The organism is Pseudomonas sp. NA-150, assembly GCF_044336365.1.
Classification (GTDB): Bacteria; Pseudomonadota; Gammaproteobacteria; order Pseudomonadales; family Pseudomonadaceae; genus Aquipseudomonas.
This window is the reverse complement of the sequence record NZ_CP172305.1, coordinates 6,893,755-6,909,792: the sequence shown is the minus strand read 5'-3', so window position 1 is coordinate 6,909,792 and position 16,038 is coordinate 6,893,755. Positions and strand designations below refer to the sequence as shown.

Genomic DNA, 16,038 nt, shown 5'->3' with positions numbered 1-16,038 from the left:
AGCCCGCCGCAAAAACAACAAACCCCGGAAAGTCCGGGGTTTGTCGGTGCTGCCTTTCAACAATCAGTCAGCGGTCTTGCCCGCAGGCAACGCTTCCTTGCTGCGCCAGTGTGGCAGGGAATCCCAGTACGCCTGACCTTTGGTATCGTCGTACATGCCTTCCCAACGCGAAATCACCAGTACCGCCAAGGCGTTTCCGATCACGTTCAGTGCAGTACGGGCCATGTCCATGATGCGGTCGACGCCGGCAATGAAAGCCAGGCCTTCCAACGGAATACCGACGCTGCCCAGGGTCGCCAGCAATACCACGAACGAAACACCCGGAACGCCGGCGATGCCCTTGGAGGTCACCATCAAGGTCAGTACCAGCAGCAGTTGCTGGCTGATCGACAGATCGATGCCATACAGCTGGGCGATGAAGATCGCCGCGATGCTCTGGTACAGGGTCGAACCATCAAGGTTAAACGAGTAGCCGGTTGGCACCACGAAGCTGCAGATGGCTTTCGGCGCACCGTAGGCTTCCATCTTCTCGATTACACGCGGCAGCACGGTTTCCGAACTGGCGGTGGAGTAGGCGAGCACCAGCTCATCCTTGAAGATGCGCATCAGCTTGATCACCGAGAAGCCAAACAGGCGGGCGATCAGACCCAGCACCACGAAGGCGAAGAAGGCGATAGCGAAGTAAACCAGGATCACCAGCTTGGCCAGCGGCACCAGCGAGGCGAAACCGAAGTTGGCGACGGTCACCGCGATCAGCGCAAACACACCAATCGGTGCGTAGCCCATGATCATGTGCGTGACTTTGAACATGGTTTCCGAAACGCCCTGGAACATCTTGACCAGAGGATCGCGCAAATCTGGCTTGAGGCTGGACAAACCCAGACCGAACATCACCGAGAAGAAAATGATCGGCAGCATATCGCCACGCGAGATGGCCGCGAAGATGTTCGATGGGATCAGGTTGAGGATCGTCTCGATGAACGCGTGCTCGTGCTGAACTTCAGCAGCGGTGGCCGTGTACTTGGAGATATCGACGGTACCCAAGGTACTCATGTCGATGCCCGTGCCCGGATGCAGCAGGTTGGCCAGCACCAGACCGACCAGAATGGCGATGGTGGTGACAATTTCAAAGTAGATGATGGTTTTGAGACCGATGCGCCCCAATTTCTTCGCATCGCCGACACCGGCGATACCCACCACCAGCGAAGAAATAACGATCGGAATCACGATCATCTTGATCAGCCGGATGAAAATATCACCCGCTGGTTGCAGAACATTGCTGATCCACCAGGCTTTCTCGGCACTGAAATGGTTGAGGACGGCGCCAATGGCGATCCCCAGAATCAATCCAATGAGGATCTGCCAGGCGAGGCTTAGTTTTGCCTTCTTCATGTTATTACCCTTATATCAAGTCGCTGGAACATCTCTCGATTCAGGCTTGAACACCGGCTTTGACCGGCTGTGTCGAGCGTGAAATGCCTTGAGATCTGTCCAATAGAAGGTCCCTGCGGGCGAGCATCCTGGCTCTGTGGCAGGCGAAAAAAGGCGCAACTATTCCCACGACGAGACATGACGTCTAATGCCGTAAACGACTACCTCATGCCGGATCGGCATAATCCAGACAAGGAGAAGGGTTTGTTTTTAAACGAATAATCACTAAACGAGGGAAAAACCGGATACCGCTTTTCGGCTCAAGACTGGCTAAAACGTCGCCTGTAGCGTAGAGGTCTAGTCGATTCAGTACGGGATTTGGCCGAATAAGAAGGTGTTTCATCATGTTGAATGATGAAATTTCTGAAGGGAAATTCTAGATAGATGGTAACGCCATTTAGTGCGTCGCAAGTCCGGCGGCTCTACTTCTGAGCATAAAACACGGACTTGCGGTGCGTCACCCTCCTGACCCGGCCCACCTCAATGGAGATACTCTCTGTATCCCTAGGTCACTCCGATCAGCTTCGATCAGAACATCCCGGCCCCTTGGTCATGCGCGGACCCTCCTCGGGTGGCGCAGCTGCTCAAAAACTTGATTAATCAGCGTTCCAGAGTCTCATTCAACCTCCTCACATCCGGCCGCGACGACCGAAGAGGAACGATGCAACAAACAGCACCAGGAACACGATAAAGAGAATCTTCGCGATACCCGTGGCGGTGCCGGCGATACCACCGAAGCCCAACACGGCAGCGACAATGGCGATAATCAGGAAGGTGATAGCCCAACTCAACATGATGATTCTCCTTACAGCGGTTTATTGGTTTTATCCGAGGATTCCGAGCTCATTAGCGTTAGCCCTAGAACACCCAGCTTTGCGAATGAGGTTGTTCTGCAACTGGGGCAACCTCTTGCGCCGACTGAAAACTCAGTGCGGTGTCTTTTGCAGCCGGTGCGCTCACCGTGGAATAGGAGCGCCCCGCAGTAATCAGTTGATGATGAATTTCCAGCGCCTCTTGATGGTTGTCCCAGCGCTCGAACTGCTGGCCGACAATCAAGGTGACAAGTAACGCCAAGCTGGCAAACAAACCTTGTTGGATATACAGAGGCGAAATACGCATGTGAGCGAGACGCTGGCTGTTCATCCGGAAACTCCTCCACCGAAGTGGCTATTCTTGTTGAGGTGAGCGTCTGGCTCGACCTTCGTTACACAAGTCATTGCAGCTCGTGTGCCAGCTTGACGATCAACAATTAAATTAATTAAATCAATTAGTTACGCACAAAATACAAATGTCGCGACGAGCATCCTGCACGATGTTCCCTATAGCGTCGTGCGTTTTGCACGACGCTATCCCGTTCATAAGGTATCGCGCTTCAGACTGCGCATCCGGTCGTGGGCAGCACGGACCTGCGGCAACTTCTCCGCGGCCAATGCTTGCACCTTCGGTTCAGCGCTTTGCAGTGCGTCTTCGAAGGCATGCAGAATCCGGTCTTCGGCCTCTTCCAACTGCTCCACATAGGCGGCGCTTTCGTTACTGGAAAGCAGGGCGCGAGTGTCGGCATACACCTGACGCATCTTGCCGAGGAAGGTGCCGCCCTGCGCAGGTGCCTCATGCTCTTGGGCGACCTCTACGGACAAATCTCGAATCAGTTCGCTCTTGGCCCGCGCCATGTCCAGAAACAGTGCAATGAAACGCGCGTCTTTCACCTCTTCGGCGGCATGCTGGTAAAAGCGCTGACCATCGCGGGTGATTTCAATCAGTTCGTTCAGTTGAGTCTTGGCATTGCTCATGAGAGTTCTCCGATAGTTAACATAGGACGCACGTGGATCTAGCCCGCCGTTGCAGTCGCGACTTTCAACGCATCGGCATCCACACCGCGTACGCCGCGGATGTTCCGTGCGATTTCCACTGCGAGTTGTTTTTCGCTGTAATTGGCAACGACACCGTTGAGGGTGACCATGCCGTTTTGGGTGTCGACTTTGATGTTCAAGCCGTCGAGGTTGCGGCTATAGATGAGGCTGGACTTGACCTTGCTGGTGATCCACAAATCGCTTATCACCTCTCCGGTACCGCTGTCGCCGGGCTGGACTTTCGGTGCCGAAGGATCGGCGACGCCCAGACTGATCAGGTTATTCACCTCGGTAACGCCGTCGGTATTGCTGGCCAGATTGCCGGCCAACTCCTTGGCCTCCGCGCTTTGCGCACGGCCTTTGAGAGTGACGACACCGCTCTTGCTGTCGACCTGAATATTCAGGGCTTCGGTCACGCTGTTCCACAGGAGTTTGGATTTGACGGTCGCGGTTAAAGTCGCGTCGTCAAAGCGCTGAGCAAGATTGGCCTTGGTTCCGGGTTCGGCGGCGACGTTCGGATCGATTTCCAGGCGGTTATCGACTTTTTCGATGCCTTTAGTGCCCAGCGCAATCTGTTCCGCCAGTTCACGATCGACCTGGTTTTCCACTTTGCCTTTAATCAGCGCCGTACCGTTTTCGACGTGTACCTCGATATTGAACGGACTCAAATGCCGATTCAGCGCAAATGCCGTCCAGATCGAACCTTCCTGTCGTGCTGCCGTCAGTTGGCTGGCCACGTCGCCTTGGGCTGCCTGCGCCAGCAGCGGGGTAAACCCCAGCACTGCGGTGGCAGCCGTTGCCAGGGCAAGCTTCTTCAATGAATGCATGAACAATCTCCCTCGATGCTTCAGTCAAAGGAGGTTCGCAAGTCGCATGCCAGCCACTGAAAACAGCGCCTCACCGCCTAAATCGGGCATATCGCGAGGTATTTAGCAGATAGTTATCATGCAATGCGCCGAATCAATCAGAATAAACCATGCAACTTGCCCGATTTTTCCGGGACTAACCAAGATCATTCATAACGGAGCGTAGGAATATGGACACCGCTACTGATCTTCAGGGCCGTATTCTCTTGGTGGATGATGAGTCCGCAATTCTTCGCACTTTTCGCTACTGCCTCGAAGACGAGGGCTACACCGTCGCCACCGCCAACAGCGCGGCGCAAGCAGACGCGCTGCTGCAGCGCCAGGTGTTCGACCTGTGTTTTCTGGACCTTCGCCTCGGGGAGGACAATGGCCTGGAGGTTTTGGCGCAAATGCGTATCCAGGCCCCGTGGATGCGGGTAGTGATCGTCACCGCTCACTCGGCGGTCGATACTGCGGTCGATGCCATTCAAGCGGGGGCCGCCGACTATCTGGTCAAGCCTTGCAGCCCCGACCAATTGCGCCTGGCAACCGCCAAGCAACTGGAAGTCCGGCAGCTGTCGGCTCGGCTCGAAGCGCTGGAAGGTGAGGTGCGCAAACCCAAGGACGGCCTCGACTCCCACAGCCCATCGATGATGGCGGTGTTGGAAACGGCCCGTCAGGTGGCCGGTACCGATGCGAACATTTTGATTCTGGGCGAATCAGGCACCGGTAAAGGGGAGCTGGCGCGCGCCATTCACGGCTGGAGCAAGCGGGCGAAAAAATCCTGCGTCACGATCAACTGTCCCTCGTTGACCGCTGAACTGATGGAGAGCGAACTGTTCGGCCATAGCCGTGGCGCGTTTACCGGGGCTTCCGAGAGCACGCTCGGCCGGGTCAATCAGGCGGACGCCGGCACGCTGTTTCTCGACGAGATCGGCGATTTTCCTTTGGCTTTGCAGCCCAAACTTCTTCGGTTCATTCAGGACAAAGAATATGAACGCGTGGGTGACCCGGTCACGCGCCGCGCTGACGTGCGCATCCTTGCCGCCACCAACTTGCACCTGGAGGACATGGTCCGGGAAGGGCGTTTTCGTGAAGACCTGCTCTATCGCCTGAACGTCATCACCCTGCATTTGCCGCCTTTGCGCGAACGCAACGAAGACATCCTGACCCTGGCAGACCGCTTCCTCGCACGCTTCGTCAAGGAGTACGCCCGACCGGCTCGCGGCTTCAGTGAGGAGGCGCGATCTGCGCTGCTCAACTATCGTTGGCCGGGCAACATCCGTGAACTGCGCAACGTCGTCGAACGAGCCAGCATCATTTGCCCGCAAGAGCGCGTTGAGATCAGTCATTTAGGGATGGCCGAACAGCAGATTAACAACGCACCACGCGTGGGTGCAGCAATGAGTCTGGACGAGTTGGAAAAAGCCCATATTGGCGCGGTTCTGGCGACCAGCGACACCCTCGATCAAGCAGCAAAAACCTTGGGTATCGATGCCTCGACGCTGTATCGCAAACGCAAGCAGTACAATTTGTGAAGCGTGCCCCATGAAGTTGGCCATGAAATTGCGCACCCGACTGTTTCTTAGCATCTCGGCTCTGATGACGGTCGCGCTGTTGGGATTGGCGCTCGGGCTGGTCAGCGTGATGCAAATGGCAAAAAGCCAGGAGTCGTTGATTCAACGCAATTTCGTCGCCCTGGACCTCAGCCTGAAGCTGCGCCAGAACCTCGGCGACCAATTGATCCTGATGGCCAGTGAGCACCGTGACCCAAAAGCCATCGCTCAGGCAAACCAAGAGTTTCTGGACCTGTTGGCTCAGGGCATAGAGCAAGACGCGCAGAACAATAAGCCCGGCAACTTCGAGCAAGCCCGAGTCGACTATCTGCGCTTCACTCAAGACGTTGACCAACTTCAGAACCAGCCCGGCGGGCTGCGTGATCAGTTAGTGCTGATGAATAGCTTCAACGCCCTGCGCACCGAACTGATCAATGCCCATAAACAGGCGCTGGAGGCTATAAGCCAGACGCAGAATACCGCCCGCGAACACGCGCTGTGGGTCGCTGGTCTGCTCGGTCTCGTCGGTATCGCGGTGCTGTGCATTGGTTTTATCACTGCGCATGCCATTGCCCGACGTTTCGGCGCACCGATCGAAGCGTTGGTTAAGGCTGCCGATAACATCGGCCAGGGGAACTTCGAAGTGACGCTGCCGGTTTCATCGGCCATGGAAATGAACCAACTGACCCGACGCTTCGGGATCATGGCGGAAGCCTTGCGTCAGCATCAGGCAACCAATATCGATGAACTGCTCGCGGGCCAGCAGCGTTTGCAGGCAGTGCTCGACAGCATCGACGACGGATTGCTGATCATTGACCGGCAAGGTCGCCTTGAGCACATCAACCCAGTGGCGCAGCGTCAGCTCGGCTGGGAGCAGGATCGTCTCGGGCAAGGGCTTGGCGAGGCCTTGCAACGCCCTGAGCTGGACGAACAGCTGTACCTGACCTTGCGCGGCGGCAGCCTGGAACATGCCCCGGAGGATCTTTCGGTGGAGGTCGATGGCGAATCAAGGCTACTGACCTACAGCCTGACCCCGGTCAGCCACATCCAGGGCCATATTCTCGGGGCCGTGATGGTGCTGCATGACGTGACCGAACAGCGGGCGTTCGAACGGGTTCGCAGTGAGTTCGTCCTGCGCGCCTCCCACGAGTTGCGCACCCCGGTGACCGGCATGCACATGGCGTTTGGTCTGTTGCAGGAACGCATTCACTTTGCGCCTGACTCGCGCGAAACCGACCTGCTGAATACGGTCAACGAAGAAATGCAGCGTTTGATGCAACTGATCAATGACCTGTTGAACTTCTCTCGTTACCAAAACGGCCTGCAAAAACTCAGCCTCGCACCCTGTGCTATTGATGATCTGTTGGAGCAGGCGCGTCGGCGTTTTGCCGATCAGGCCGATGAAAACAACATCGTGCTGTCGATCGAGGTACAGGAGCCGCTGCCACGCCTGCATGCCGATCAACTGCAACTGGATCGTGTGCTGGATAACCTGCTGGACAACGCCTTGCGCCACACCCCGCAAAACGGGCTGATCCGCTTGCAGGCACGCCGCCACGGCGAGCGGGTTATCGTCAGCGTCGAAGACAATGGCGAAGGCATCGCCTATGGGCAACAAGCGCGGATCTTCGAGCCCTTCGTTCAGGTTGGACGCAAAAAGGGCGGCGCAGGATTAGGCCTGGCGCTGTGCAAAGAGATCGTTCAGCTGCACGGGGGAAGGATGGGCGTTTATTCACGCCCGGGGCAGGGGACGCAGTTTTATATGGCGTTGCCGCTGTAGGTGGGCACACCAAGCCAAGCCGACGCGGGATCTTCGGCCAACCCGCAACACTGTGGGAACGGGCTTGAACTGCGAAGAAGCCAGCGCGGTGTATCTGATCAAGCTTCATCATCATTACGACGCGCCAGCGCACGGCGCCCGCCTGTCACCAACTCCTTCAGCTTGGCCGCGGTCAACGGTTGGGCAAACAGCCAGCCCTGCCCATAACTGACACCCTCACTGCGCAGTAGCACGGCCTGGGCTTCAAACTCGATACCTTCGGCGATCACTCGCAGTTGCAGCGCATGGGCCATGCGAATGATGTGCGGTGCAACGCCGCTACTTGCCGCATCGTGACCCAAGGCATCGATAAAGGCCTTGTCGATTTTCAGGCAGTCCACGGGCAAGGTTTGCAGGTAAGCGAGGCTGCAATAGCCGGTGCCGAAATCATCGATCAGCACCTGATGGCCAACATCGCGCAACGCTTGCAGGTGGTTGCGCGCTGACACCACGTCAATCAACCCACGCTCAGTGACCTCAAATGCAATCTGCCGCGCGGCGACCCGATGTTGCGCCAGCAGACGGGCCGTCACCCGGCCAATACGCGGCGCCATCACGTCACAGGCCGCCAGGTTCACCGAGATGTACATCTGCGGATTGGACCGTAGCAATTGCCCTAACTGTTCCAGCAACTGCTGTAGAACGAAATCCGTGATTTGCCGGATCTGCCCGGTGTTTTCTGCCAACGGGATGAACAGATCAGGGCTGGTCAGGCTGCCGTCCGGACGGCGCCAACGCACCAACGCTTCGGCCGCGACAACCCGACGGCTGAACAGATCAAAAATAGGCTGATACAGCACCTGCAACTCACCGCGTCGCAGCGCGCCCTGAAGCTCGCCCCCCAAGGATTGGCGCTGACGCACCAGTTGCAAAACCAATAAGCCAATGCACAACGCGACCAGCAGACTGGCCGGCGCCAGCAACCACCAGGCACCGTTCATTTGCTGGCTCAGGCTGGTACGCGGGGTGATCAACACCAGTTGGTATTCGGGACTTTGCGTCGGCATCCGGTAGATCAGTTGCGTGGCTGTGGTCACCAACGTCTGCACCTTGACCGGCGACCAGTCCGGGGTCGGTGGCCACAGTTGCGACGCACCGAGGACCGGGATGGCCCTGGCGCCTCTATCCAGTATCACCAGAAGGCTGCCACCCGGCGGCAGATCGACGACATCCGTCAGGTGACCGCGAGAGGTCGAGACCCTGAAATCACCTCGTCCAAGGGTCAGCGCCGCAAGGTTGTCGTCGGGCTGCGCTGAGGTATTGAGCCAATAATCGTAAGTCGGCCCGCGAATATCAGGCGTGCGAGGGCGATTGATCGGGGAGTGCGGCGCCCAGCTGGAACAGGTCTCGGAAGTACTGACAAAAGCCGCTTCATAGATAAAGCGGTAATTGACGCTGACCTGACGCAGCATCTCCAGCATCTTCGGGCTGCAGGTCCGCAGCGGCTGAGCCTCCAGCTGATCCAGCCCCTCACGCAGTTGATTGAACAGTTGCTCCAGGCGCTGCAAAAAGCGCTGGCCCTGGGCATTCATCTGTTCGGCTTCGTCCTGCCGGGCCTGATGCATGGCGTAGCCGAAGCTGCCAGACAACAACAGGGCAGCCGTTAACACTGCCGCTAGCAATGCCAGCAGCCAAGGACGATAGCTCGCGATGCGTGCAATGGCCATGGGATGTCAACGGATTAAAAGATGAACACCACTGAGTTATAGCAATAAGTCAGGAAATAGCCCGCCCCTTCAGAGGCGCCGGGCATAATTAGCTTTGATTGTTGAGCACTTTAAGAATAGCCGCACTCTGTATGTCCGGTTGGCCGTCAAACCGCTCTGGCCGGTAGTGCATTTGAAAGGCCGCCAGCACATTGCGAGTCTTGGCATCCAGAACGCCAGTCTGCGGCGTTTCATAACCCAACCGCATCAACTGCTGCTGAAACCATACAATGTTCGGCACTTCGGTAATCAACGCCTGACGCTGAGCGACTGCCTCGGCGTTAGGCCACATGCCCAGACCCTCGTCAGCAAGGCGCTTCCACGGAAACAACGGGCCGGGATCAAGCTTGCGCTGCGGGGCGATGTCGCTGTGGCCAATGACGTTCCGGGGCTCGATGTGGTTGCGCTTGACGATGTCTTTAAGCAACAGGGTCAACGCTTGAATCTGACCTTCCGTGTAGGGATACCACAGCCGGCCAGTGGGCGTGTCGCGAAAGCCAGGGTTGACGATCTCGATACCAATCGAGCTGGAGTTCAACCAGGTGCGACCTTCCCACGAGCTTTCACCAGCGTGCCAGGCCCGCAGGTTTTCATCGACCAGCTTATAAACGACTGGCTTCTGTTGATCGCCGATCAAGTAATGGCTACTGACTTCGCCGTGGGTCAACAGTGCCAGCGAGCGCTCCAGAGGCGCATTGGTGTAGTGTACGATGACGAATTGGGCACGGCTGTCGTAATTGGACGAGGGGTGGCTGGTATCCAGCCTGAGACCGTTACTGCTACAAGCAGTCAGCAAAACGAACACTACCAGCGTGGCAAGCAATTTCATGGAGGATCGGAACACATAGGCAAGTAATGCAATAGCATAACGTACTGCCGCGAAACCGCTTCAGGAAAGCTGAGCTTTGTAATATTTACTCATCAATCGTTGAGGGTTTTTAACCCTGTTCAATCCGGTTCCGACCTTCATCCTTTGCCCGATACAACGCCTGATCCGCCCGTTGCAGCACGGACTCACTGCGCTCGCCGGCACGGAACGCGGTGATGCCCATCGACACGGTGATGGTCACGGGTTCGCCTTTGAAGTGGAATGGGCAGGCTTCGATGGCCTTGCGCAGCTTTTCCAACAGCTCGAGGCCTTCACGTACTTGGGTGTCGGGAATCAGCAGCACAAACTCTTCGCCACCGAAACGGGCAATGAAGTCATTGGGACGCAGGCGTTTGCGCAGTTCATTGGCAATGATCTTCAGCACTTTGTCGCCGGCCAGGTGGCCGTAGTTGTCATTGATGCGCTTGAAGTGGTCGAGATCGAGCATCGCCAGCAGCAGTTCATTGCGGTTCTTTTGCCAAAGGCCGACTTCCTTTTCCAGGCGCTCGCCCCACGCGGCACGGTTGGGCAGCAGAGTCAGTGGATCGATCAACGCCTTTTGCCGCTGTTCTTCGAGGTGGACTCTGAAGCCTTGCGCCTCTTGTTCCATCGTTGCGACACGGGTCGCCAGACTTTGCAGTCGCGCGGCGACTTCCTGCTCCCGCTCTTCATGCAGATGCTGGTGCTGATCCATAGTCCCCAACAAACCTTCAAGGCGGCTTTCCAGAACCGTCTTCAGGCTGCTCAGATCCTGGGCGCCTTGCACACTGGTCTGCAAACCATCGACCTGCTCACGCAGCTGACTTTGCATGTTGCGCGCAACTGAACGGTTGTCGGCGTGGCCTTCGCTGGCTGCCTGCAAGTTGCGCTGGAAAGACTCCAGCCGTTCGTTGAGCTGCTTGAGATAGGTCTCGAACTCGTGCTGGTCGCTGTTGGTAATCGCCAGCATCAATACGGCAAGATCATCGAGGATCGGCAGCAGTTCGTACCAGTTAAGGCCTTTTTCCAAGCGACTACGCATCGCTTCCGCCTGCGGGCGGTGGTGTTCTGGCAAGGTCAGGTCATTCAACAGACCGAGCAGCGTTTCTTCTATATGTGTCGCTACCGAGCTGTAGCTGGGCTCTGGGGAGGAGGGCAGCGCGTAGGCGATACCGTCTTCATCGTCACACTCGGGCCGTGCTTCAAGCAGCGCTTCTGCGGGCGCCTCGGCCTCGACCGGAGGCTCAGTGACGGGTGATTCGGTTTCCGGCGTTTCCGGTTGGGCTTCGGGCGCCGGAACCGGGGCAGACTCAACCGGTTCAGTGGTGGCGGGCGGTGCCTCAACGCGCGGAGCCAGTTCAATCGGGGCAGCAACTACCGCCGCTGGCTTTGGCGCGACCACTGGCGGTGGCGTCTCAACCGCCTCGGCCGGCTCAGGCATGATGGGCTGCGTCGCCACTACAGGCACATCAGGCGCCACATCCGCCACAGCCGCCACAGGCACTGACGCCTCAACTACCGGAGCAATCGGCGGCAACGAAGCGGCAGCAGGCATCGGCGGTTTTTCGGGGGCAGCTTCGGCTACCGCCTTCACGACGTCATCAACTTCCTGAGCGCTCTTTGCTACCGCCACCACTGTTGCTGGTGACCCTGCCTGCGCTTCCTCGGTGGCCTCGCGACCGCCAAACAAGCGCTGCAAAAACCCGGGCTTGGCCGCTTCCTCGGGATCTTCCAGCAAAACCAAAGCCCTGCCCTGCAAGCCACTCAATTCGTCGAGCAACAGCGGCAGCTCCCGCGCTTGGGAAACGCGGTCATCCAGTTGCTTGGCAAAGGCTTTGAGTGGCCGACTGACTTCGCGTGGCAACGGCAGCTTTTGCAGCTGGGTTACCAACGCGTTCAACGCCGTTCCCATCTGAGTAACCCGGGTTTCGCGGCGCTGTTCAGAGTCGAGCACGGCTTTTTCAAGGCGTGGTATCAGCGCTGCAAGGCCGGCGTCCATGTCGTCGCGGCGGACTATTTCGCGCATTTCCTTCATGCACTGGTCGACCGCTTGATCACTGCCCTCAGCCGCGAGGCTGCTGCGCACCAGGCCTCGACGCAGCAGGTCGAGACGCGCATTCCAGCGACGTTCGAGCTTGTCCTGCTGTTCGATGCTCTTGAGGTATTTTTCTCTCCAGCGTACCGCGTCGTCGCTCATGCAGGGGTTCCGCGAGGTGGCGTGCTGGTAACAGGCAGCGCATCAGTACTTAAGGAGGCCGGCAGCCGAATCTCAACCGCAACGGGCAGGTGATCAGAGATCGGTTGAGCCAATACCTGAACGCTTTCCAGCGTCAGGCTCGAGCTGAGCAAAATATGATCAAGGCAACGCTGCGGACGCCAACTGGGGAACGTCGCTTCGATCTGCGGCGCGACCAGACTCAAATCGCGTAGCGGCGAATGCTCCAACAAATCAGTGGCGTGGGTGTTCATGTCACCCATCAGGACTTGATGGCGATAATCGCCAATCAAGTCGCGAATATAGGCCAATTGGCGAGTGCGAACCCGCGCACCCAGCGCCAGGTGCATCATGACCACCACCAGCGCATCGGGGCCTTCGCCGAAACGAGCCAGAATCGCACCGCGACCGGAAGGGCCGGGCAACGGGTGATCCTCTATCGCCCACGGCCGCAGTCGGCTGAGCACGCCATTGCTGTGCTGGCCAAAATGTCCAAGGTTACGATTGAGTTGTTGATACCAGTAAGGAAAGGCACCGAGCTGAGCCAGATGCTCAACCTGGTTGACGTAGCCCGATCGCAGGCTGCCGCCATCCGCTTCCTGAAGTGCAACCAGATCGAAATCGCCGAGCAGGTTGCCAATCTTTTGCAGGTTGCCGGCCCTGCCCGTGTGCGGCAGCAAGTGTTGCCAGCCACGGGTCAGGTAATGCCGGTAACGCTCGGTACTGATGCCCACCTGAATGTTGAAGCTGAGCAAGCGCAATCGACCGTCGGCCGGTAATCCGCTTTCTAGCAGGTGGTGCTCGTTGACCTTCGCGTCATGCCGGCCAACGACGCGTTCAGTTCCCCAGCGTCGCATGGCAGGCGCCGCTTACTTGGCAGCTACAGAAGCGCGTTCTTTGGCAATCAGTTGGTCCGCAACGGCCAGTGCCGCCTCAGGACCACCCGAAGTACCCAGATCGAAACGGTATTTGCCGTTGACGATCATGGTCGGTACGCCAGAAATCTCGTACTTCTTGGCCAGATCCTTGTACTGAGCGATCTTGCCCTTCACGGCGAACGAGTTGAAGGTTTCCAGGAACTTGGCCTTGTCGACACCCTGAGTGGCAACGAAGTCAGCCATATCGTCCGGAGTGACCAGCTTCTTGTGTTCTTTCTGAATCGCATCGAACACGGCGGTGTGGACCTTAGCCTCTACACCCATGGTGTCGAGAGTAATGAACAGTTGACCGTGAGCGTCCCACGGGCCGCCGAACATTGCTGGAATACGGATGAAGTGAACGTCAGCTGGCAGCTTTGCAATCCACGGATTGATGGTCGGCTCAAAGGCGTAGCAGTGCGGGCAACCGTACCAGAACATTTCGACGACTTCGATTTTGCCCGGCACAGAGACGGGAACGGCGCTGCTCAGCTCGACATACTGCTTGCCGGCTTCGATTGGCTCGGCGGCTTGAGCGGACATTCCGAACAGGCTGGCGGCAACGAGAGCGGCGCTGAGAATCAGATTACGCATGCTTTACTCCTGGGCATTTGAGGTCGCTTGAGCGCGGTCTAGGTTCGACCGACCCAGCGGGCTTGAGTTCGCTAGTGTAACGCTGACAGGCATGAAAAAGGGCAGCCTGGGCCACCCTTTTTAAGCCCGCTATGTGCGGGAAGTCTGAAAACCGTTGCGAAAGATGTACGTCGTTCGCAAAACGGTCAGCACACTGTCAATGCAGGCCTTCGATGTAGGCCGACAGCGCTGCGATATCCTTGTTGCTCAGCTTGGACGCGACGCTACGCATGACCATGGTATCGCCATCGTTGGTGCGATCGCCTTCACGGAAGGCTGTCAGCTGCTTGGTCACGTAAGCCGCATGCTGACCACCCAGGTGCGGGAAGCCGGCAGCCGGGTTACCGACGCCATTAGGCGAGTGGCAACCGGTGCAGGCTGGCATGCCTTGATCTAGCTTGCCGCCGCGAAACAGCGCTTCACCTGCAGCAACCAGTTTCGGATCGGCCGCGCCGATACTGCCATTCTGGCTGGTGAAATAGGCTGCGATGTCAGCCAGGTCTTGATCTTGAAGATTGGTCAGCAGACCGGTCATTTCCAGGACCGTGCGCTTGCCATCCTTGATGTCATGCATTTGCTTGAGCAGGTAGCGGTTCCCCTGACCCGCCAATTTCGGGAAGTTCGGCGCAGCGCTGTTACCATCCGGGCCATGACATGCGCCACATACAGCTGCTTTTGCCTGACCGGCAGCAGCGTCGCCAACCACACCGGCAGCGTGGGCCATGCCGGAAACGCCCAAGGTCAACAGCAGACTCGCGAGTATTTTTTTCATCAGCTAATCCAACTACGGCTAAGGGTGAGAAAGTTATGTATCGGGTCTACTCGCTCATCCAGTGGATGATTGCGCGGTAATCCTCGCTACTGCAGTCCATGCACAATCCACGCGGCGGCATCGCCTTGAAACCCTGGGTTACGTGTTGCACCAGCGGCTCCATGCCTTGCGCCAGCCTCGGCGCCCAAGCCGCCTGATCGCCTTTTTGAGGCGCCGTTGGCAACTGGCCGGCATGACAAGCCGAACAAGCACGGTTGTACACGGCTTCCGGATCCTGTGTAGCCTGAGCGCTTAAAATCGGCATCAAGACACCGGCAGCTAGCAGCCATTTCTTCATGAAAAAACGACCTTTTCAGGACTGGGAACGTGCTGCGTTCTAATGCGCAATTCAATTCAATCGTTCCCGTGAACTTCATCCTGCGTTGGGACAAAGCGCACACAAAATCCGCGGCATTATATACTGGCGCTACTGAAACGGAAACGACACCACTTGCCGCACTCCCTGCTGGCAACGCCCTCATCGGAAATCCCATGCAACTCAAGAATCCCATCCTCGGTCTGTGCCAACAGGCTACCTTCATGCTCAGCGCTGCCAAAGTCGATCAATGCCCCGATGACGAAGGCTTTGAAGTGGCCTTCGCCGGGCGTTCCAACGCTGGCAAGTCGAGTGCATTGAACACCCTGACCCACGCCAGCCTGGCGCGCACGTCGAAGACACCAGGCCGCACCCAGCTCCTGAACTTCTTCAGTCTGGACGACGATCGCCGTTTGGTCGACCTGCCCGGCTACGGTTATGCAAAAGTGCCGATTCCATTGAAATTGCACTGGCAGCGTCACCTGGAAGCCTACTTGGGCAGCCGTGAAAGTCTGAAGGGTCTGATTTTGATGATGGACATTCGTCATCCAATGACCGATTTCGACCTCCTGATGCTGGATTGGGCGATCGCCAGTCACATGCCGATGCACATTTTGCTGACCAAAGCCGACAAGCTGACCTACGGAGCGGCGAAGAATACCCTGCTTAAAGTCCAGGCCGAGATCCGCAAGGGCTGGGGCGATGCGGTCAGCATCCAGTTGTTCTCGGCCCCGAAACGCATGGGTCTGGAAGACGCCTACACTGTATTGGCAGGCTGGATGGAACTGGCTGACAAAGGCGCCGAACTGGCCGAATAAGCCGTGGTGCAACAAATCGCAGACAAAAAAAACCCCGGACTTCGTATGGGGAGGGGGAAGTTCGGGGTTTAAGGTTCCAGACCTTTAGGGCGGGGTCTGAATATCTGCCAACACTTAACACAACATAGGAGCATTGAAGGGCTTCACCAGCCATTCCCAATCTATGACTGGGAATTCACCGGTTTAGTTCCTGAAGTGTTGGAGCGCTTCGCTATAAGCCATGTTCCCACGGGGAATAAGCTGTAAATCCGGGGCGCGGAGGGGTGCTGCGACC

General features: G+C 57.5%; 15 protein-coding genes. 3 read left to right on the top strand and 12 right to left on the bottom strand.

Going from position 1 to position 16,038, the window contains the following annotated elements; genetic code table 11:
• Positions 1-63 precede the first annotated feature (63 nt).
• The 5 genes from gltP to ACF0H7_RS32140 form a co-directional block, all read right to left on the bottom strand.
• Positions 64-1,392, bottom strand: a complete 1,329-nt coding sequence (gene gltP, locus ACF0H7_RS32160) for a glutamate/aspartate:proton symporter GltP (RefSeq protein WP_397450797.1) — start codon at positions 1,390-1,392, stop codon at positions 64-66.
• A 668-nt stretch (positions 1,393-2,060) separates the two neighbouring features.
• The gene (locus ACF0H7_RS32155) at positions 2,061-2,225 is read right to left on the bottom strand and encodes a DUF1328 domain-containing protein (protein ID WP_397450796.1); all 165 of its coding nucleotides are present in this window, start codon (positions 2,223-2,225) and stop codon (positions 2,061-2,063) included.
• Positions 2,226-2,289: 64 nt separating this feature from the next.
• On the bottom strand, positions 2,290-2,574 hold the full coding sequence (locus ACF0H7_RS32150) for a hypothetical protein (protein WP_397450795.1): 285 nt from the start codon (positions 2,572-2,574) through the stop codon (positions 2,290-2,292).
• Positions 2,575-2,786: 212 nt separating this feature from the next.
• Positions 2,787-3,221, bottom strand: a complete 435-nt coding sequence (locus tag ACF0H7_RS32145) for a PA2169 family four-helix-bundle protein (RefSeq protein ID WP_397450794.1) — start codon at positions 3,219-3,221, stop codon at positions 2,787-2,789.
• Positions 3,222-3,259: 38 nt separating this feature from the next.
• A complete protein-coding gene (locus ACF0H7_RS32140; RefSeq protein WP_397450793.1) occupies positions 3,260-4,108 on the bottom strand; it encodes a BON domain-containing protein in 849 nt (282 codons plus the stop codon).
• Between the two features lie 209 nt (positions 4,109-4,317).
• Here ACF0H7_RS32140 and algB point away from each other — a divergent pair, with 209 nt between their 5' ends.
• Together algB and ACF0H7_RS32130 are read left to right on the top strand one after the other, a co-directional pair.
• Positions 4,318-5,664, top strand: a complete 1,347-nt coding sequence (gene algB / locus ACF0H7_RS32135) for a sigma-54-dependent response regulator transcription factor AlgB (protein ID WP_397450792.1) — start codon at positions 4,318-4,320, stop codon at positions 5,662-5,664.
• A 10-nt stretch (positions 5,665-5,674) separates the two neighbouring features.
• Positions 5,675-7,462, top strand: coding sequence for an ATP-binding protein (locus ACF0H7_RS32130; protein WP_397450791.1), 1,788 nt, complete (start codon positions 5,675-5,677; stop codon positions 7,460-7,462).
• A 98-nt stretch (positions 7,463-7,560) separates the two neighbouring features.
• Here ACF0H7_RS32130 and ACF0H7_RS32125 read toward each other — a convergent pair whose 3' ends face one another.
• From ACF0H7_RS32125 to ACF0H7_RS32095, 7 genes are all read right to left on the bottom strand, one after another.
• A complete protein-coding gene (locus ACF0H7_RS32125) occupies positions 7,561-9,168 on the bottom strand; it encodes an EAL domain-containing protein (protein WP_397450790.1) in 1,608 nt (535 codons plus the stop codon).
• A gap of 88 nt (positions 9,169-9,256) precedes the next feature.
• Positions 9,257-10,036 (bottom strand): N-acetylmuramoyl-L-alanine amidase, encoded by a 780-nt coding sequence (locus ACF0H7_RS32120; protein ID WP_397450789.1) that lies wholly within the window; start codon positions 10,034-10,036, stop codon positions 9,257-9,259.
• Positions 10,037-10,145: 109 nt separating this feature from the next.
• Positions 10,146-12,251, bottom strand: coding sequence for a diguanylate cyclase (locus tag ACF0H7_RS32115; RefSeq protein WP_397450788.1), 2,106 nt, complete (start codon positions 12,249-12,251; stop codon positions 10,146-10,148).
• Positions 12,248-13,126, bottom strand: coding sequence for an endonuclease/exonuclease/phosphatase family protein (locus ACF0H7_RS32110; RefSeq protein ID WP_397450787.1), 879 nt, complete (start codon positions 13,124-13,126; stop codon positions 12,248-12,250). Before ACF0H7_RS32110 ends, ACF0H7_RS32115 begins: the two co-directional genes overlap by 4 nt.
• Positions 13,127-13,138: 12 nt before the next feature.
• Positions 13,139-13,780, bottom strand: a complete 642-nt coding sequence (locus ACF0H7_RS32105) for a thiol:disulfide interchange protein DsbA/DsbL (RefSeq protein ID WP_397450786.1) — start codon at positions 13,778-13,780, stop codon at positions 13,139-13,141.
• Positions 13,781-13,976: 196 nt separating this feature from the next.
• A complete protein-coding gene (locus ACF0H7_RS32100) occupies positions 13,977-14,591 on the bottom strand; it encodes a c-type cytochrome (protein WP_397450785.1) in 615 nt (204 codons plus the stop codon).
• A 46-nt stretch (positions 14,592-14,637) separates the two neighbouring features.
• The gene (locus ACF0H7_RS32095) at positions 14,638-14,928 is read right to left on the bottom strand and encodes a c-type cytochrome (RefSeq protein WP_397450784.1); all 291 of its coding nucleotides are present in this window, start codon (positions 14,926-14,928) and stop codon (positions 14,638-14,640) included.
• Between the two features lie 194 nt (positions 14,929-15,122).
• Here ACF0H7_RS32095 and yihA point away from each other — a divergent pair, with 194 nt between their 5' ends.
• The gene (gene yihA, locus ACF0H7_RS32090) at positions 15,123-15,764 is read left to right on the top strand and encodes a ribosome biogenesis GTP-binding protein YihA/YsxC (protein ID WP_397450783.1); all 642 of its coding nucleotides are present in this window, start codon (positions 15,123-15,125) and stop codon (positions 15,762-15,764) included.
• Positions 15,765-16,038 lie beyond the last annotated feature (274 nt).